Source organism: Marinomonas sp. ATLA20 (assembly GCF_057180105.1).
Genome location: NZ_JBXUKU010000006.1, coordinates 175,358 through 194,415, shown reverse-complemented (window position 1 = coordinate 194,415; position 19,058 = coordinate 175,358). Strand labels below are relative to the sequence as shown.

The window sequence follows — 19,058 nt, the reverse complement described above, 5'->3', positions numbered from 1 at the left end:
GTTCAGAGTCCTATGGTGCATCCTGTTTATGTGTCATTCACAGGGATTAATGATGATCGATATGGCGTCGCAATGCTTTCTATATCGAGCGGGATTATTGGTCATTGTAATCGTCTGTTTACTATACAGTTTTATTGTGAAAGCTGGCTACTTAGTTGGAGTGTAAATAATGAGGATTTCCAATAAAGAGTTTCCTTTAGTATCATGAATAGGTTTTGTCTTTTAGGTTCCTGTATGCCTGCTTTATTCGTGTTAAAAGGTCTGACTTCATTTAGTCTTATTGTCGTTAATACCTTGATTTGCTTTGTTCCAGTCATGTTATTGGCGTTGGTTAAATGTATTTTGCCGTTCGCATCTGCACGCGCTGTTTTAAATGTTGTATTGGATAATATCGCGACATTTTGGATCGGAGTGAATAACATCAACCAGCGCGCCCTGGGTGGTTCAGATATTTCTGTGTTGGGAAAGCACGATTTTGTATTGAATGATTGGTATATGGTGACGGCAAATCATCAATCTTGGGTGGATATTCTTATCTTGCAGCGCCTGTTTAACAGACGCATTCCTTTTATTAAGTTTTTTTTAAAGCGTGAGCTGATTTGGGTGCCTTTTATCGGTCTGGCTTGGTGGGCGTTAGAGTTTCCCTTCATGAAGCGTTACAGTCCTGCTTTGCTAAAAAAACGCCCTGAACTCAAAGGAAAAGATATTGAGGTGACGAAAAGGGCGTGCGATAAGTTTCAGTACTTTCCTGTGTCTATTATGAACTTTTTGGAAGGGACTCGCTTTACACCTCAAAAGCATGATCAACAATCCAGTCAGTATAAACATCTCTTGACGCCTAAAGCGGGTGGTTTGTCGTTTGCGCTAAATGCAATGGATGGCAAGTTGCATCAGTTAATAGATGTCACCATTGTTTATTCAGACGGAATTCCGAGTTTTTTTGATTACCTTTGCGGGAAAGTGTCTAACATCAAAGTGCATATCCGAGTAATGCCTATTGATGATTCTTTGCTTGGAGACTATCAAAACGATGCGGAATATAGGGCGTACTTTCAGCAATGGGTGAATGTGCTTTGGCAGCAAAAAGACCAGCAGTTTGAAAGCTTGCTGCAAGCTGAGCCGAAAGATCATTGGTTGTAAATAGAAAATTTCTTTCTGTATCCTTCAATTAATCAAGAATTGTATCTTTTCACTTTTAATAAAATATCTGACCCTGTTTCTCTGCATTTAATTTGTCGAGGCGCTTGGTATGGATATTTCTCATTTATTGACTTCACACTCACGAAACATGGAAGCCTCTTTGGTTCGTGAGCTGCTGCATTACAGTCAACAGCCTGACATTCTATCTTTAGCGGGTGGTTTGCCTGATGAAAACTTGATGCCTGCCTACCCGGAGTTGGAGCGGCTAACTGACAGTCGTCAGTATGGCCCAAGCGAAGGTGAAAAAGAGCTTCGAGAGTGTATTTTATCTATTGTTGCAGAGCGGGGGATTGATGCATCGATAGGTAATGTGTTGGTAACCAACGGCTCGCAGCAAGGTTTGGATATTATTAGTCGTTTAATTTTAGACGAAAGCTCGACTATTCTAACTGAACAGCCAACGTATCTAGCCGCTTGTCAGGTATTTAAATTACAAGGCGCAAAGGTTCAAGATGTTTTGTCTGATGCGGAGGGGATGTCTGTCTCCGCTTTGCGTGATGCGATTGAGCAACATCAGCCGAAAGCGGTTTATTTGATTCCTAATTTTCAAAATCCTGCGGGACATTGTTATAGCTTGCAGCGCCGGCACGAGATTGCTGCCTTGCTTGATGAGAAAAACATATTACTTATAGAAGATGATCCATACCGTGATCTTTGTTATGACAATGTCGACCTTACACCAATTTCCACCTTGATAAAGCAAGCGCCTTGGTTGTACATGGGGAGTTTTTCTAAGGTTTTGTGGCCGGGGTTGCGTACTGGCTATATTGTTTCCTGTGAGGCTTTTTCTCCGTACTTGGTTAAAGTAAAGCAAGCCGTTGATCTTCATACCAACCGTCTTGGTCAGAGCATGATTACCCAGTTCTTTAAGTCTGGACAGTATCCAGATCACGTTACTAAGCTCCAGAAAGCCTATAAGGAAAAGCGAGATGTGATGGCGGAAGCTTTAAGTGTAGAGCTTGGCGATCTTGTTGTATTTTCGCTTCCAGCTGGTGGTATGTTCTTTTGGGTAAAGTTGCCTGACGGTGTTTCATCGCAACGAGTACTGACTGAGGCGCTAAAGGATAAGGTATTGGTTCTTCCTGGAACGCCATTTTTTCCGTGTGAAAGTCCGCTTGACGATTCGTTTCTAAGGTTGAGTTTTGCGCGCGTCTCTGCGGCGCAAATCCAACAAGCCATTAAGGTACTTGCTAAAGTCATTAGGCAGCTTGCTTAGTTTGCTGATGTTACTTGGAGTAACTGGTTATGCCTATATTGGCTAGGTTTTTTGTTTCATTGTATTTTTGTTGTCTTAAGGCTGGCTTTTTATTGTATTTATGCTTGGCTAGCAGTTCCTTCTTTTTGGGCTTCACGTTAGAATCTTACTTTTAAGACTGTATAGAATAGGAATATGTAATGGGCAGAGCCTTTCAAAACCGCAAAGAGTCCATGGCAAAAACGTCTGACCAGAAAGCCAAGGTTTACAGTAAATACGGCCGTGAGATTTATGTTTGCGCAAAATCCGGTGGTATCGACCCTAATGGTAATTTGGCACTACGTTCTCTGATTGACCGAGCTAAGAAAGATCAGGTGCCAACGCACGTTATCGACAAAGCGATTGATAAGGCGAAAGGCGGCGGTGGAGAAGACTTTGATACGGCTCGCTACGAAGGTTTTGGTCCTGGTAATACGATGGTTATCGTGGATTGTTTGTCAGATAACCCAAACCGTACTTTTGGTGATGTGCGTACTTGCTTTAACAAAGTGAAGTGCAAAATTGGTGGGCAGGGTAGTGTGAGTCACATGTTTGACCACAGTGCTATTTTTGTTTTCGCTGGCACGGATGAAGAAGCAGTATTAGAAGCCTTAATGATGGCGGATGTTGATGTAACCGATATCGAGCTAGAAGACGGTAAGGTGACAGTATTTGCGCCTCATACAGATTACAGTAAAGCGAAAACGGCCATTACGGATGCGCTTGGCGACATTGAATTTGAAGTAGATGAAATTCAGTTTGTTGCTCAAAACACTATAGAAATTCAAGGTGAAGAGTTGGAACAGTTTGATCGCTTCTTGGATCTGTTGAATGACCTAGACGATGTGCAGCGTGTTTATCATAACGCTGAATAATAGAATGAGAGGCCTCAGTGATATTTTTCACTAAGGCCTTTTTTTATGTATGTTGATTAAAAATGACCAAGCCAAAACCTCAGTTAAAATCTCCCTGCGTTAATGTCTGTCTTCTCAATGATGAAGATGTTTGTGTCGGCTGTTATCGTACCGGTAAAGAAATCAGTCAGTGGGGAAGTATGAATAAAGCCTCTCAGCAGGCAGTGATGAAGAAGGTTCGTGAGCGAGAGGCTAAAAGCAGTTTTGTTTCTGGCTAGCGTTTTTTTGCTGCTGTTAGTGTTATCCCTCTTCATTTTTGTTTTTCAGCTCTATCCATTGCGACATGTATTGTGTGCTTTTAAGGCTGTGGTGTCGCAGCATTAAACCCAAGAAGTGTTTTTTCCTCAGGCTGTCCTTTAGCTGAACGTGTAGCTTCAATCGATTGATTAATTTTGGCTCCCATTCTTCTGCTTGATAACGAGCTTGTAGGATTCTATTGCCATTTTGTTGCATCAGTAACCAGCTTTCTTTGTCCTCATAGAGGGAGACAGCGGCATCAGCAAAGGTTTCTATGTCGTCGGTTATCACCCCGTTCCATGGGAATGCGCCATGCATAGATTCTGCCCCAATGCTGGTGGTTATGCTTGGAGTACCTACTTGCATGGCTTCAACTAATTTGCCTTTAATGCCTGCGCCAAAGCGTAATGGCGCTAAGCAAAGTCGCGACTGTTGCATGACGGCTTGAGCGTCTTCAGCCCAGCCTTTCACTAAAAAGCCCTCTTTTGTATTGTGCAGCTGTGTGGCTTTTGGTGGCGGATAAGCGCCGTAAATATGCATCTCAGCTTTCGGTAAGCGTTTGCGGATTTTTGGCCATATCTCTGTTTTTAATTGTAGGACGGCATCCCAATTTGGCGCGTGACGAAAGTTGCCTATGCTAATAAAATGCTGGCGATCTTCGAAGCTCAGTAATTTGTCTGTGTTTTGTGGTTCTGGAAGCATAAAGGGGAGGTGTAATACGTGCGTTTCTGGCACGTGGAATTCATCGACCAGTAGTTTTGCTTCCACCTCTGAAATCATCAGGGTTAAATCGCAACGATGAATGGCGGCGATTTCTCGAATGCCATTATCGCTATAAAGGTCTTCAACCGCAAAGTCTCGATTTTGTTTCAGCGCATTGTGTCTGGATTGTCTTAGTGAGTGAAGGTCTTCCGTATTCAGGATTCGTAATGAGTCTGGACTGAACTTTTCTACACGCCAGCCAAATTGTTCTTCCATCATGAAGCGATCAAATACCACTATGTCTGGCTTTTTGTGTGCAATATAGTGATCAAATGATGCGCTATTGAGCTCAATATGCTCGGCTTCAATGCCCAGCAGGGAAAGGTCAGCCATGTGTTCTGTTTGCTGAGCGGGGCTCGCAAAAGAAATTTGCCATTGCTCTTTGTGAAAGCAGTTGAGTAATTGCATCATTCTACTGCCAGCAGCGGAAGAGTTTGGTTCTGGCCAGACGTAGCCGATGACGAGTAGGTGCACGGTGTTCTCTCAAGGTTTCAATGGTTTATTGGTTCTGAATTTTTAGCAGAATCAGGACATATTCGTTCGGCTATTGTATCATGGCAGGTAGATTTGTCTTGTCTGCCTCATTTGAAGGGATTGTCAGGCAAGACGTAAGCAAAACATGACGTTGAGAAGATATTATGATCATAAAACCAAAGATTCGCGGATTTATTTGTACAACAACGCATCCAGTAGGTTGTGAGCAAAACGTAAGAGATCAAATCGCTTTTACTAAAAGCAAAGGGGCGATTGAAAACGGTCCTAAAAAAGTACTCGTAATCGGTGCGTCAAGTGGCTATGGCTTGTCTTCTCGTATCGCTGCGGCGTTCGGTTCAGGTGCCGCAACAATTGGTGTTTTCTTCGAAAAACCAGGTACTGAGAAAAAAACCGGTACGGCAGGTTGGTACAATTCTGCGGCATTCGACAAAGTGGCCAAAGAAGAAGGCTTGTATTCTAAAAGCATCAATGGCGACGCTTTTTCAAACGAAGCGCGTGACACCGTTATTGATTTGATTAAGCAAGATCTTGGTCAAGTAGACATGGTGGTTTACTCACTGGCATCTCCGGTTCGTAAAATGCCTGAAACAGGTGAAGTGATTCGTTCAGTTCTTAAACCTATTGGTCAGCCTTACCGCTCCACTGCCATTGATACGAATAAAGATGTCATCATTGAAGCGGAAATTGAGCCAGCAACAGAAGAAGAGATTGAAGCGACTACAACTGTAATGGGTGGTCAAGATTGGGAGCTTTGGATGTCTGCTTTACAAGAAGCAGGTGTTTTGGCGGAAGGTGCTCGCACCGTAGCTTACTCTTACATTGGTTCTGATATCACTTGGCCGATTTATTGGCATGGTGCGCTTGGTAAAGCGAAAGAAGATTTAGATCGTGCCTCTGCAGCCATCGATTCTGAGTTAGCTAAAATCGGAGGCGGTGCGAATGTTGCCGTATTGAAGTCTGTAGTAACTCAGGCGTCTTCAGCTATTCCAGTGATGCCTTTGTACTTGGCGATGGTCTTCAAAGTGATGCGTGAAAAAGGCATTCATGAAGGTTGTATGGATCAGATTTATCGCATGTTCTCTGAACGTTTGTACAACAACCACAATCCAGCAGAATTGACAGACGACAAAAATCGTTTGCGTTTGGATGATTGGGAATTGCGTGAAGACGTACAGCAAGCTTGTCGTGAGCTTTGGCCTCAGGTAAATGATGCTAACTTGTTTGCTGAGACAGACTACCAGCTTTATAAAGATGAGTTTTTGAAGTTGTTTGGTTTTGGTGTGGATGGTGTTGATTACGACGCTGAAGCAAATCCAGAAGCGGATTTTGAAGTCATTACTCTTTAGTTTTAATTAAAAGAGACAAAAAAGGAGTTCAAGTATTGCTTGGGCTCCTTTTTTTATGTGTTTTTATCTCTTATAGTGAATGGAGTCTTATTCTGGGGTGGTTATGAAATATTCATTTGGGTTACTTTTTGCAGTATCGCTATGCGCAGATGCTCAGACTATTGAGCGTCAGCCAGTTGATATTATCTATGGTAATCAGGTTATTCATACCGAGCATCAAGTTGTTGTCAGTTCTCAAGAAGAAGTGGCGGTTATCCCGGCAGAAAAGGCAAAGATGACCTTAGGGCCAAATATTGTTATTACGGCTGATGGTAAAGGTCTGTCTTATTTGGAAGAAAATGCCATCGCGGAGCGCGAACAGGCGATTTACGATGAAGTAAATAAGCGAACCGAAGACGCGCCATTTACTGTGTTGTTTACAGGCAATATACCAGAAGATATTCAAGCTAAGCGTCTTCGCATGATGCCGGAAATAGGTATTTTTGGTGATCAGGTAAGAGCGGATGATACGTCTGAAGATAAAGTTCAGCCTGATGTTGGGGATTTTTCGCCCATTGGAAAAGGGGTTGAGCCGGCGGCTAACGGTGCGAAAGGGGCTCCTGCAACCGATCAGGAAAAGCTGGAGAAGCTGATCGGAGGGTGATTTATTCTCGTCATTATTCCATTTTAAAGATTAGGGGAGCGGCTAGGTGAGGTCTCTTTCCAATCTTGTTGGTCAATGAGTTCTTGTGGAAATGCTTTGTTGTGAATGATTATTTTTGTTGTGTCTGTTGATTGCATTTTATGATTGATAAAAGTCATAAAGTCCCCCCGCTTAATGTTTTCTACGTTATTTATCCACTCTTCCCGCGTTAAAAAATCTGGGTCTGGCTTCGCAATTTGGTGCCATTCATTCAGTGCGTTGTCGCTTAAATTTTTTGCGCTCATTTTAAGCTCGCTTAGTAGGGCGTTCTTAGCTTGTAAAAAATCTTTTTCTGATATGTTCGGTAATCTGGTGCTTTGCTCTTTTAGAAAATCCTCTATAGAGCGAATGATTGTTAGGGTGTCTTTGTCGGGCGATTGCACGAGTAGTCCTAATATTGGGGTATTGCGCAGGCTTAAATCCTGCGCGCCAACTATGTAGCCTAGTTGTTGATTGGTTCTTAGCTCTTGATAAAAAGGGCTGCTAATTAATTTTTTGAGTATCGAAAAGTAAGATTTTTCTGTGATGGCTTTTTTTGTGTGCTGTGCGCTGGTGTCTATCAGTGCATATAGCACGACTTTATCGTTACTCGTTGATTCGAACTGATAGTGGTATTTCTTTTGCGTTGTGAGGCTTTTAGTCTCAATTTCTATTGGCTCACTGGGAGTGAGTCGACCTCTGAAGCGTTGATAAAGAGAGTCTGCAAGCTTTTTTGCTTGCTCTTTTGTTAGGTTGCCAGTGCTGTATCCAACGATATCAAAATGTTCTCGTGCTTTTTTTGTGTATCCCTGAAGGTCTTCTAGCGTAATGGTTGTTAATGCGTCTTCTAATTGTTTTGTGGTGAAGCTATTTTTTGTAATTAATATTCGTAATGCACTGTTGGCGTTGCTGTAGGCTTGTCGACTTTTTTGGTTGCTTAAATCTTTTGCTAGTTGCGCTTTTGCTTGCTCAAATTGTTCTGGTGTTGGACGGAATAGAAATAGTTGATCGATTAGCCAAGTGACATAGGCGCTTTGCTTATCTGAATAGCCGCTGGTTCGCATTGTTGCGCCATTTACGTGAGGGTAAAACGCATAGCCCAATCCCGCCATATAGGGCGCATAAGTTGACTCGCTCACGCCGTCATTAAAAAGACGACTCCATAATTTATTGAGTAGGGTGTGTTTTGGCGTGTCAGCCGCATTGGCAAAGCGTATGCCTAAGAAGTTCATTGCGGTGGGTTTGCCAAAACTTGAATCGGATTTGTTCCAGTAGGTGAAGCCCTCTTTTTGAAAAATAATGGAGGGGGTGGTGTCACTTTCATTGATTAAGCTTACTGACTCGGGGATGAAGGTGTTTTTTTCGGGTAGGGTGACTTTTGTGCTCTGCACTGATTGGTTGATGATGTCTAAAAATAATTGACTAAAATAATTATTGCTATAACGGCTCTGATACCAAGGTTCTGTTTGCCAAATTGGCTTTTTCTTTGCCCAGCTTTCGGGGAATTCGTTATTTGATGTTATTTGTACTAAAAGGTTTTCATCTGATAGTTGTTTCAAAAGATGACGGACTTGGCTTTCGTCTGCAGCGTATTCTAGTCGGTAACAACTCAAAATATTTTCGGGTGGCGTTTTTAGCATTTTTGCAGATAGTGATCTGGCTAGGTTTTGGGGGTTAACGTAGCTTTGGTTGTTAAACATGAGGCGACTAAGTTTTAGTCCTTCTTGTAGATACATTGTGTTGACTGGAGCGGATTTTAAGGTGCTAACAGTGGCGAAAAAATGTTTCGCTACCGTGTCTATTTTTCTTAGGCCTTCATCGGTCAGAGATATTCTGACGCTAAAAAGTGCATTATCACCGTAATCTGCGCTTGTGCTTGCGGATATGCCATTAATTAACCCTTCGGATTTAAGTGAAGCGTATAGTGATCCTTTGTTTTCATTGCCTAGAATGTAAGATAGATAGCGTGTTGGTTGAGTTTTATAGTTTTTGCTTTGAGCGTCTATTTGGTAATAAAAACTCAAAGTGCTGTTATCAATTAATGAGCGCACGAACTGTATTTGCGGTTTGTTCTTTAACATTATCGCTGGGTAGTGCTGTTCTGGTTTAGGTGTTTTGCTTGGAATATCTGAAAAGTACTGGCGAGCAAGTATTGCTATTTGATTGTAGGGTAGGTTGGCTACCATCACTAGTGCCATGTTTTCGCTAAAATAGTTTTCCTCGTAGAGCTTGAGTAATTGCTTTCTTAGTGGGTTGTTTGGCCGGTCTTTGAGTGTGTCTAGACTGCCAACAGTAAAGTGGCTGTATGGGTGCTCAGGATTTAGTAGTGTTTTCAATGCCTGATTGTTTCGTCTGCTTTCATCTTTCAGTTTGGCTTTGTATTCCGAATCGACTGCATTCTTTTCTCTTTGAGTGAGTGATTCGCTAAAAAGTGGCGAAGTAAAAAATTGTGAAAATCTATCCAGTGCACCTTCGTATGCAGTGGGTTTGATGTCAAAGTAGAAATTGGTTGTATCTGTGCTTGTGTAAGCGTTGTGAGAGCCGCCATGGTTATTGATATAGGACTGGTAGTTGCCAGCTTCTGGGTACTTTTTAGTGCCAAGAAAAAGCATGTGTTCTAAAAAGTGGGCGAGTCCCTGTTGGTTTTCTGGGTCCTGAAAATTACCAACATTGACAGATAATGAAGCGGCAAATCGTTCGGCTTGAGGATCACTTACTAATAAGACTTTTAAGTTATTGGGTAATGTTATGAAGTGATAGTCATTTTTATCCGTGAGGCTTTTGTTGGGTATGTTGATGATTTGATTAACTGGCGTTTCTGGTGCGCTGTTGTTCGCTTGTAACTGTGCTGCTTGGTTGTTTTCTAGTGCTACTTGAAGTGAAGTGTTGCCTTGATTCATAGGGGGGGGTATTTCTTGTTGTGTGTTGTTTTCGGTTGGGTAATGGGTATCCGCTTGTATCGAAAAAGATGCAAGTGCAGCAAGTAGAGCGCAATGGGTGATGACTGTTTTTCTTATGTTGATCATGCCTTCAGACTAACTGAAGCATGTGGTGGGATGCAATGGGCTTATTTTTCGCCCATTGCTTTTGATGTTTGTTAGCTCTATTGAGCATCCAGTGATTGGCCGTTGACTGCAAGGCTGTCTTTACCCATTAAATATAGGTAGATCGGCATAATATCATCAGCGGTAGGAAGTGTATTTGGGTCTTCGTCTGGGTACGCGTTTGCACGCATATTGGTTCTTGTTGCGCCTGGGTTGATCGCGTTCGTTCTAATGCTAGGGGATAGTTCTGCTAACTCGCTGGAAAAAAGCTGCATCATGGCTTCTGTTGCGAATTTTGATACGGCATAGGCGCCCCAGTTAGCCTTAGCCTTTCTTCCAACCCCAGAAGTGGTGAAAATAATAGACGCATTTTCAGCTTTCTGAAGTAGAGGTAGTAGGGCTTGGTTAAGCATGAGTTGGCTGGTGACATTAACTCGCATGACTTGCTCGAATAGCGTTGGGTCGTAGGTTGCTATCGGTGCTCGATCACCTAGAAGGCTGGCGTTGTGTAGAATGCCGTCGAGATGTCCAAATTCGCTTTCTATGGTGTTAGCAAGCTCTATGTAGTCGTGTTCTGCAGCACCATCAAGATTTAGAGGTACGATAGCTGCCTGCGGGTAATGCTGCTTTTCGATGTAATCGTAAACGGCTTCCAGTTTTTTTGTGGTGCGGCCTAAAAGGATGATGGTTGCGCCGTGTTTGGCGTAGGTGATGGCGGCCGCTTTGCCTATTCCATCGCCTGCTCCAGTAACTAGGATTACCTTATCTTTAAGTAGTTGGCTTGGGGCTTGATAATCCAGCATATCTCCTCCTTATGCCTTATTTAGGCTTCGATTTTTTGAGTGTGCATCATGTAATTAACAGACACGTCTTCGTCGTTCAATTTGTACACTTTGGTGAAAGGGTTATAGGTTAAACCTGTCATATGTGACACTTCTAAACCAGCCAATCTTGCGTAGTTATTCAACTCTGCTGGCTGAATGAATTTGGCGTAGTCATGCGTTCCCTTCGGCAGCATTTTTAAAATGTATTCGGCGCCAACGATAGCAAAAAGATAGGCTTTAGGGTTTCTGTTGATCGTAGAAAAGAATACGTGGCCGCCAGGTTTTACTAGTGTCATACAGGCTTTGATAACTGATGATGGGTCTGGCACGTGTTCTAACATTTCAAGGCAGGTGACAATATCGTATTGGCCAGCTTCTCGTTGCGCTATTTCTTCTGCCGTGATTTTTTCATAATCAATGTCGAGCTTGGATTCTTCTTTATGCAATTTTGCGACAGCAAGTGGGGCTTCACCCATGTCGATACCTTTGACGTTTGCACCAAGTTTTGCCATAGCTTCTGACAGTATGCCGCCGCCACAACCGACATCGATGACTTTTTTGCCTTCTAGGCCGTCAGCTCGTTCATTTATATAGTTGGTGCGTAGCGGATTAATATCGTGTAGAGGTTTAAATTCGTTCTCAGTATCCCACCAGCGGCTTGCTAGCGCTTCAAATTTTGCAACTTCATTTAGGTCTACGTTGTTTTGTCGGGTGTTGGTCATTTTTTTGTATCCATCTTTAATGTTGCTAAAGGCAATGAGCTCGATGTATTGAACTGCGTAATATGTTTTATTGCCGTCTCTTGTGAGCTTGAACTAAAGTGCACTTTTTCTAGTATAGCGCCAACTAAAGGGGTGACCAATAGCAAACTTACTTTGTCCGATGAGACTGTTCAGTAGGCTGTTTCTGTAATTGCAATATAGAACAACAAAACATGCTCCTTGAAGGGGTGTTATTTATTTCCTTATGGTACAATGCGGCGCTTATAAAAAGATATTAGGGAGTCTTTTTGACTCCGAGGCATAAGGATCGATTGTATCTATGGGTGAATTAGCCAAAGAAATTATTCCCGTCAGTATCGAAAATGAACTTAAGGGATCCTACCTAGATTACGCAATGAGTGTAATTGTAGGTCGAGCATTACCTGATGTGCGAGACGGGTTAAAGCCTGTTCACCGTCGCGTTCTATTTGCGATGAATGAACTTAAAAATGATTGGAATAAACCGTACAAAAAATCGGCGCGTATCGTCGGTGATGTAATCGGTAAATATCACCCACATGGTGATTCTGCTGTATACGATACGATTGTTCGTATGGCGCAGCCTTTCTCAATGCGTTATACCTTGGTCGATGGGCAAGGTAACTTCGGTTCTGTCGATGGTGACAGCGCTGCCGCAATGCGTTATACCGAAATCCGAATGGCGAAAATTTCTCATCATCTATTGATGGATTTAGAGAAAGAAACCGTCGACTTCGTGCCTAACTACGATGGCACGGAATTTATGCCAGAAGTATTGCCTGCGCGTGTTCCTGGACTGTTAGTTAACGGTTCAGCGGGTATTGCTGTAGGTATGGCGACTAATATCCCTCCTCATAATCTCGGTGAGGTTATTGATGGCTGTCTTGCGGTTATTGATAACGCTGACATCACCATTGATGAACTGATTGATCATATACCTGGACCAGACTTCCCAACAGGGGCGTTTATTAATGGTCGCGCTGGTATTATTGAAGCTTACAAAACGGGTCGTGGTCGTATTTACATGCGTGCCCGTCACCATTTTGAAGACATGGAAAAAGGCAATCGCCAATCCATTGTGTTCACTGAAATTCCTTATCAGTTAAACAAAGCGAAAGTGATTGAGAAAATCGCTGAGCTAGTGAAAGAGAAAAAACTGGAAGGCATCAGTGAGCTGCGAGATGAATCTGACAAAGACGGTATGCGTATCGTTATAGAGTTGCGTCGCGGTGAAAACCCGGATGTTGTGGTGAATAATATTTTCACACAAACTCAATTGCAGTCTGTATTTGGTATTAACATGGTGGCCTTGGTTGATGGTCGCCCTCAATTACTTAATATCAAACAAATTCTTGAATGCTTTGTTAAACATCGCCGTGAAGTGGTTACTCGTCGTACTATTTACGAACTTCGTAAAGCGCGTGAGCGTGGTCACATTCTTGAAGGTTTGGCGGTTTCACTAGCAAACATTGATCGCGTGATTGAGCTAATTCGTACATCGCCAACGTCTGCAGAAGCAAAAGAGAAAATTGTTAGCGAGTCTTGGGAGCCGGGTAATGTGGTTGCCATGCTTGAGCGTGCGGGTGCAGATGCATGTCGCCCTGATGATCTTGAGGCGGGTTACGGTTTTGTTGATGGTGCTTATCATTTGTCACCAGATCAGGCTCAAGCGATTTTGGACTTACGCCTACATCGTTTAACTGGTTTGGAACACGATAAATTATTGGGTGAGTATAAGTCTCTTATCGATTTAATTGGTGAGTTGCTAAATATTCTATCTAACCCAGATCGTTTGATGGAAGTGATTCGTGAAGAGCTAGAAGAAGTTCGAGACACTTTCGGTGATGCTCGTCGTACTGAGATCTTAACGTCTCGTCAGGATTTGACGATTGCAGATTTGATCGATGAAGCGCCAATGGTGGTGACGATTTCAAATACAGGCTATGCGAAATCTCAGCCATTGGTTGAGTATCAAGCGCAACGTCGTGGTGGTCGTGGCAAATCTTCTGCGAGCATGAAAGACGAAGATCACATTGATCATCTATTGGTTACTAGCAGTCATGACACCATCATGTTGTTCAGTAATCTTGGTAAGGTTTACTGGTTACGAGTGTTTGAAATTCCAGTGGCTAGCCGAAGTGCAAAAGGTCGTCCTATTGTTAACTTGTTGCCGCTGAGAGAAGGTGAATTTATCTCCGCACTATTGCCTTTGCCGGTTGTGGAGGCGATTGAAGCTGATGCAGAATCGGAAGATGATGTTGCGGATGATGCTATCGTTGAAGCAAGTAGCTATATCTTTATGGCGACAGCAAACGGAACGGTTAAGAAGACCGCGATGCAGCATTTTGCTCGTCCTCGCTCGACTGGTTTGATTGCCCTTAGCTTAGATGAAACAGATGAGTTGGTTGGCGTGTCTGTTACCAATGGCGAAAACGATATTATGTTGGTTTCTTCTTCTGGTAAAACTATTCGCTTTAAAGAGTCTGATGTTCGTGCAATGGGTCGTACTGCGGCAGGTGTTCGTGGTATTCGCTTAAATCAAGACGCTAAGGTTGTATCGCTTATTGTCCCTCAGGATGGTTCTGCTGTATTGATGGCTTGTGAAAATGGTTACGGCAAGCGAACTTTGGTAGAAGACTTCCCAGTGTATGGTCGTGGTGGTCAAGGTGTTATCGGTATTCAAGTGTCTGAGCGTAACGGCCCTGTTGTTGGTGCTGCTCAGGTTGACGAAACGGATGAGATTATTCTGATTACCGATCAAGGTACCTTGGTTCGTACTCGCGTGACAGAAGTGTCATGTCAAGGTCGGAATACTCAAGGTGTTACTTTGATTCGTTTGACCAACGATGAGCATTTGGTTGGCATTGAACGTGTTGTTGAAAATGATGAAGAAGATATTGAGATTGATGAGGCCGATGGTGCCATTGTCGATCAGCCGCCGAGTGAAGGCGACGAATCTCCTGATGTCCTTGAAGACGATACGGAATAGAAAATAAAGCGACGCACCTAGGTGCGTCGCTTTTGTTGTAGATCGTTCTTGTAAAGTAGTTCCTGAAAATACTAGAGGTAAATAAGCAGGATGAGCCGAGTATATAATTTTTGTTCTGGTCCAGCAGCGCTTCCTGAAGCGGTTTTGAAAAAAGCACAGGCGGAAATGCTGGATTGGCATGGTGCTGGTGTTTCTGTAATGGAAATGAGTCATCGTAGTTCTGAGTTCATGTCCATTCTTGCCTCGGCTAAGGCGCGTTTGGTGCGCTTGATGAATATTGGCGATGACTATGAAATTCTGTTTGTTCAAGGTGGCGCATCTACATTATTTGCTCAAATTCCTGCAAACTTGGTGAATGGTTTTGATTCTGCCTGCTTTTTGGATACTGGTGCTTGGTCTTCAAAGGCGATTAAAGAGGCTAAAAGATACACTAATGTAAATGTGGTGGGGTCTTCAAAAGAGCAGAATTACAGTACGGTTCCTGATTTTTCTTCTTTAAAGTTGGATGAGACTGCAGCCTATTTACATCTTTGCCCGAACGAGACGATTGGCGGTGTTGAGTTCTCTGATCTGCCAAAAACTAGTCTGCCTATCGTTGCGGATTTATCTTCAACGATTTTGTCTCGCAAAATTGATGTGAGTAAGTATGGATTGATTTACGCGGGCGCGCAGAAAAATGTTGGCCCTGCTGGTGTGGTTATCTGCATTATTCGTAAGGATTTGCTTGCTCGTAGTAGTGATGAATTACCATCGATTTGGAATTTTGCCAATTTGGCGGCGAATGATTCTATGATTAATACACCACCAACCTTTGCTATTTATTTGGCTGATTTGGTCTTTGAATGGTTGGAGGAGCAAGGTGGTGTTGAGGCGATTGAAGCCATTAATATTCGTAAGGCGCAGGCGCTTTACGACTACATTGACTCGAGTGATTTTTATTCAAATCCTGTTGATCCTGTCTATCGCTCTCGTATGAATGTGCCGTTTATTTTGGCGGATGAGTCTCTTGAATCTCTTTTCTTGCAAGAGTCCGAAGCGGCTGGCTTACGTACTTTAGCTGGCCATCGTTCTGTGGGCGGCATGCGGGCGAGCATATATAACGCAATGCCTATGGAAGGTATTGAGGCTTTGATTGATTTTATGCGTGGCTTCGAAAAGCGTCACGGGTAATACTTTTTAGAGACAACAACCTCTACGGATAATAAATAGCATGTCAAATTCTAAACAAGCGGTACCAGATACTCTGCCTTTGTTGCGTGATCGTATTGATTCTATTGATTCGCAAATACAACTGTTGATAAACGAGCGCGCAGCTTGCGCTCAAAAAGTGGCTGAAGTTAAGTTGGCTGAACAGGGTGGAGACGCGGTTGTCTTTTATCGTCCTGAGCGTGAGGCTCAAGTTTTACGCAGAGTGATGGAGCGTAACGAAGGGCCATTAGGAAACGAAGAGATGGCCAAAATCTTTCGTCAAGTCATGTCTTCATGCTTGGCGCTCGAAAAGCCAATGCGTATTGCATTCTTAGGGCCTGAAGGTACTTTTACACAGCAAGCAGCATTAAAACATTTTGGTAAATCAATCGTTAGTGCTCCAATGGCGGCTATTGATGAGGTGTTTCGCGAAGTTGAATCTGGCGCGGCTAATTATGGTGTTGTGCCGGTTGAGAATTCGACAGAAGGTGTTGTTAATCATACGTTAGACAGTTTCCGTGATTCACGTTTAAAAATATGTGGAGAGGTTGAAGAGCGTATTCACCACCATCTATTAGTGAGTCCGAATATCAACTCTGATGATGTGACGCATATATATTCACATCAGCAGTCTTTGGCGCAATGTCGTGCTTGGTTGGATCGTTATTGGCCACATGTAGAGCGTGTTGCTGTGAGCTCAAATGCGGAAGCAGCTCGTTTAGCTGCAGAGGCGGGCCGTAGCGGTCGAGCAATTGCGGCAATAGCCGGTGAGGTTGCTTGTGAATTGTATAGTTTGTTGAAGGTCTCTGCCAATATCGAAGATCGCCCGGACAATACAACGCGCTTTTTGATTGTTGGTAATCAGGATGTGCCGCCAAGTGGTAAAGATAAAACATCACTGTTAATTAGTGCGAAAAATGAACCAGGTGCTTTGTATCGGTTGCTTGAGGCTTTCGAGCGTCATGGTGTTGATATGACGCGTTTAGAAACTCGTCCTTCGTTAATGAGTCGTTGGGGTTATATATTCTATATCGACTTTGTTGGTCATCATTTGGATGATGAGTGTCGCGCGGTGATAGATGAGTTGCGTGAGCGCGCATCGGAAGTGAAGGTGTTGGGTTCCTATCCTGTGGCTGTGCTTTAGTAATTTATAAGAGTGATGTGTTTTGACTGGTGAAAGTGAATTTCAGGTGTCTGTTGATAAGGCGCCACAAGGAAAAAAGAAATTTGGCAATGTCATGATCATCGGTCTTGGCATGATAGGTGGGTCATTTGCTAAGGCGTTAAAAGAGCGTGGTTTAGCCACGTTATATGCTATTGATCGTCGAGAAGGAGAGTTGGCGTTAGGTGTTTCAACGGGGGTTATTGATTGCCCTGCTGAGATGTCCGCTGAGTTTGTTTCTAAAATGGACGTGATTGTTCTTGCTACTCCTGTGAGGGCGATGGAGTCTGTATTAACGGATCTTAAGCCTTTCTTGTCTGAAAGTACGTTGGTTACTGATGTGGGTTCCACCAAAGGGAGTGTGGTTGAAGCGGTTCGTCGCGTTTTCGGCTATGTACCTGCTAATTTTATTCCTGGTCATCCTATTGCGGGTGCTGAAAAAAGTGGTGTGCTTGCATCTAATTCACTGCTTTTTGAAAAGCACATGGCGATAGTAACGCCATTACCAGACAGTAATCCTGTTTTGCTTGATCGTCTTCATCGTCTCTGGCGTGCTGTTGGGGCGGATGTTGTGAGTATGGATGTTGATCATCACGACCACGTGCTGGCTTCTTCGAGTCATTTGCCGCACCTGCTTGCTTATACTTTGGTTGATGCGCTTGCTAACGGGGAGCGTAGTCAGGATATATTTAAATTTGCTGCTGGTGGTTTTCGTGACTTTACTCGGATTGCTTCAAGTGATCCTGTGATGTGGCGTGATGTCTTTATGGCCAATAAAGATGCCACCCTAGCTACATTAGATCACTTTACGGATCGTCTTGCTGATATGCGAGCTGCAATAGAGCAAGGTGATGGTGCCAGCATGTTTGGTGTTTTTACTCGTGCTAAGTCTGCGCGAGATCATTTTCTTCGATTGTTGGAGCAGCGTACAATTGGTTCTGCAAAAGAAGTTCGTCCTGTATCTGTTTCAGTCTTGCCCGCTTCTGCAATTAAAGGTGATATTTCTTTATTGGGTGACAAATCTTTGTCACATAAAGTGATTACAATAGCCGCGCTTTCTGAAGGGGTGAGTGAAATAAAGAACGTCGATCTGACTGGTGATGTGCGTATTACCATGCAGGCTTTTCGGGATATGGGTGTGGTGATTGAAGAGGCGTCCGCTGATTATTTGCGTGTTCATGGTGTTGGGCTTCGTGGGTTAAAGGCGCCAATTGCGCCAATCAACGTGCATCAATCAAGAGAAAGTTTGTATTTGCTGTTGCCTGTTTTAGCTGGGCAGTCATTTCCAGTCTCTGTTGTCGCTGAAGAGAAGTTACTTAATCAATCGATGAGTGACTTATTTTCTTTGGTGCGCAAAATGGGAGGGGATGTGGTTTCTGACGTGGCTGATTGTTTGCCTGTTAGTCTTGTGCCAAGAGGCTCGTCTAGTGCTTGTCTTGATTTAAAAGTAGGTACTGAGCGTTTGCGTATGTCGGCTTTCTTAGCGGCATTGTATTCGTCCGATGGTGGCTCAATTGCGACTGAATCGACACAATTGTCTCATTGTGAGGCGTTGTTGCGTCATTTTGGTGTGACTATCTTGGATCATGAGGGCGGTTTTAAAGTTGTTTCAGCGCCTCTAGTTGGTACGAATATTGTATTGTCTGGTGATGAATATGAGGCAGCTTGGTTGGTGTTATTAGCGAACTTGTTACCCGGTTCGGAATTATTTATTGAAAATGCTGGCTTGGATTTTGTGTCATTTGCATTTCTATCGTTTCTAAAGTCGATAGGTGCAGATGTTTCTATTCCTGAGTTAGGTGAGTTTGGTTTGTATGACGGTGGGCTTCAGGCTGGCTTCGCTGAGCTAAATTCGTTCATTTTGACCCAAGAGCAGAGTTATCAGTTCAGAGATGAGTTGCCTTTGTTGTGTGTTGCTGCGGCTTATGCAAAGGGTGAAAGTTGTATCCAAGGTGTTGGCTCTCTGCCTTACTATTGTGAAGACAGGGTATTGGCCTTGGTGGATGCACTTAAACATATGAAAATTGTTTGTGAATACGAAAATGGCAGTTTGCTTATTAAGGGTGGTCTTCCATCGGGTGGTGAGTTGGATTGTGCTGGTGATGATAAATTGGCGCTTGCTATGTTGGCATTGGGCGCGCGAAGTCAGTCGGTTACAAAAGTGAATGATTGCCAAAAATTATTAGAAGAATTTAACGAGTTAGAGAGCGTTGCTGTGCAGTTAGGTTTTCACTGCACTGTGGCGCAATAGTTTTTTAAGAG

Annotated in this window: 14 protein-coding genes; 10 read left to right on the top strand and 4 right to left on the bottom strand. The window is 43.3% G+C overall.

Features of this window, described 5'->3' with window-relative positions:
- Positions 1 to 234 precede the first annotated feature (234 nt).
- The 4 genes from AC2A4J_RS12250 to AC2A4J_RS12235 all read left to right on the top strand — a co-directional run bounded on the left by AC2A4J_RS12250 (position 235) and on the right by AC2A4J_RS12235 (position 3,566).
- Positions 235 to 1,140: an acyltransferase gene (locus AC2A4J_RS12250; protein WP_484176207.1), complete on the top strand. Its 906-nt coding sequence runs from the start codon at positions 235 to 237 to the stop codon at positions 1,138 to 1,140.
- Between the two features lie 109 nt (positions 1,141 to 1,249).
- A complete protein-coding gene (locus tag AC2A4J_RS12245) occupies positions 1,250 to 2,416 on the top strand; it encodes an aminotransferase-like domain-containing protein (protein WP_484176206.1) in 1,167 nt (388 codons plus the stop codon).
- Positions 2,417 to 2,595: 179 nt separating this feature from the next.
- The gene (locus tag AC2A4J_RS12240) at positions 2,596 to 3,309 is read left to right on the top strand and encodes a YebC/PmpR family DNA-binding transcriptional regulator (protein ID WP_255828583.1); all 714 of its coding nucleotides are present in this window, start codon (positions 2,596 to 2,598) and stop codon (positions 3,307 to 3,309) included.
- A 62-nt stretch (positions 3,310 to 3,371) separates the two neighbouring features.
- Positions 3,372 to 3,566: a DUF1289 domain-containing protein gene (locus tag AC2A4J_RS12235; RefSeq protein ID WP_114412798.1), complete on the top strand. Its 195-nt coding sequence runs from the start codon at positions 3,372 to 3,374 to the stop codon at positions 3,564 to 3,566.
- A 22-nt stretch (positions 3,567 to 3,588) separates the two neighbouring features.
- Here the strand turns inward: AC2A4J_RS12235 and AC2A4J_RS12230 are convergent, their stop codons facing one another.
- Complete coding sequence (locus AC2A4J_RS12230; RefSeq protein WP_484176205.1) at positions 3,589 to 4,821, bottom strand: glycosyltransferase family 4 protein; 1,233 nt, start codon at positions 4,819 to 4,821, stop codon at positions 3,589 to 3,591.
- A 164-nt stretch (positions 4,822 to 4,985) separates the two neighbouring features.
- Here AC2A4J_RS12230 and fabV point away from each other — a divergent pair, with 164 nt between their 5' ends.
- Both fabV and AC2A4J_RS12220 read left to right on the top strand, forming a co-directional pair.
- Complete coding sequence (gene fabV / locus AC2A4J_RS12225) at positions 4,986 to 6,188, top strand: enoyl-ACP reductase FabV (RefSeq protein ID WP_255828585.1); 1,203 nt, start codon at positions 4,986 to 4,988, stop codon at positions 6,186 to 6,188.
- A 103-nt stretch (positions 6,189 to 6,291) separates the two neighbouring features.
- Complete coding sequence (locus AC2A4J_RS12220; protein WP_484176204.1) at positions 6,292 to 6,831, top strand: hypothetical protein; 540 nt, start codon at positions 6,292 to 6,294, stop codon at positions 6,829 to 6,831.
- 23 nt (positions 6,832 to 6,854) lie between these two features.
- Here AC2A4J_RS12220 and AC2A4J_RS12215 read toward each other — a convergent pair whose 3' ends face one another.
- The 3 genes from AC2A4J_RS12215 to ubiG form a co-directional block, all read right to left on the bottom strand.
- Positions 6,855 to 9,875, bottom strand: coding sequence for an insulinase family protein (locus AC2A4J_RS12215; RefSeq protein ID WP_484176203.1), 3,021 nt, complete (start codon positions 9,873 to 9,875; stop codon positions 6,855 to 6,857).
- A 77-nt stretch (positions 9,876 to 9,952) separates the two neighbouring features.
- Positions 9,953 to 10,696, bottom strand: a complete 744-nt coding sequence (locus AC2A4J_RS12210) for a YciK family oxidoreductase (RefSeq protein ID WP_255828588.1) — start codon at positions 10,694 to 10,696, stop codon at positions 9,953 to 9,955.
- Between the two features lie 20 nt (positions 10,697 to 10,716).
- Positions 10,717 to 11,439 (bottom strand): bifunctional 2-polyprenyl-6-hydroxyphenol methylase/3-demethylubiquinol 3-O-methyltransferase UbiG, encoded by a 723-nt coding sequence (gene ubiG, locus AC2A4J_RS12205; RefSeq protein ID WP_484176202.1) that lies wholly within the window; start codon positions 11,437 to 11,439, stop codon positions 10,717 to 10,719.
- A gap of 319 nt (positions 11,440 to 11,758) precedes the next feature.
- Between ubiG and gyrA the strand changes: the two genes are divergently transcribed.
- The 4 genes from gyrA (at position 11,759) to AC2A4J_RS12185 (ending at position 19,047) form a co-directional block, all read left to right on the top strand.
- Positions 11,759 to 14,446: a DNA gyrase subunit A gene (gyrA, locus tag AC2A4J_RS12200; RefSeq protein ID WP_484176201.1), complete on the top strand. Its 2,688-nt coding sequence runs from the start codon at positions 11,759 to 11,761 to the stop codon at positions 14,444 to 14,446.
- Between the two features lie 90 nt (positions 14,447 to 14,536).
- Complete coding sequence (gene serC / locus AC2A4J_RS12195; protein ID WP_484176200.1) at positions 14,537 to 15,616, top strand: 3-phosphoserine/phosphohydroxythreonine transaminase; 1,080 nt, start codon at positions 14,537 to 14,539, stop codon at positions 15,614 to 15,616.
- A 40-nt stretch (positions 15,617 to 15,656) separates the two neighbouring features.
- On the top strand, positions 15,657 to 16,778 hold the full coding sequence (pheA, locus tag AC2A4J_RS12190; protein ID WP_255828592.1) for a prephenate dehydratase: 1,122 nt from the start codon (positions 15,657 to 15,659) through the stop codon (positions 16,776 to 16,778).
- A gap of 22 nt (positions 16,779 to 16,800) precedes the next feature.
- Entirely contained in the window at positions 16,801 to 19,047 is a 2,247-nt protein-coding gene (locus AC2A4J_RS12185) for a bifunctional prephenate dehydrogenase/3-phosphoshikimate 1-carboxyvinyltransferase (protein WP_484176199.1), read from the top strand.
- Positions 19,048 to 19,058: the final 11 nt, after the last annotated feature.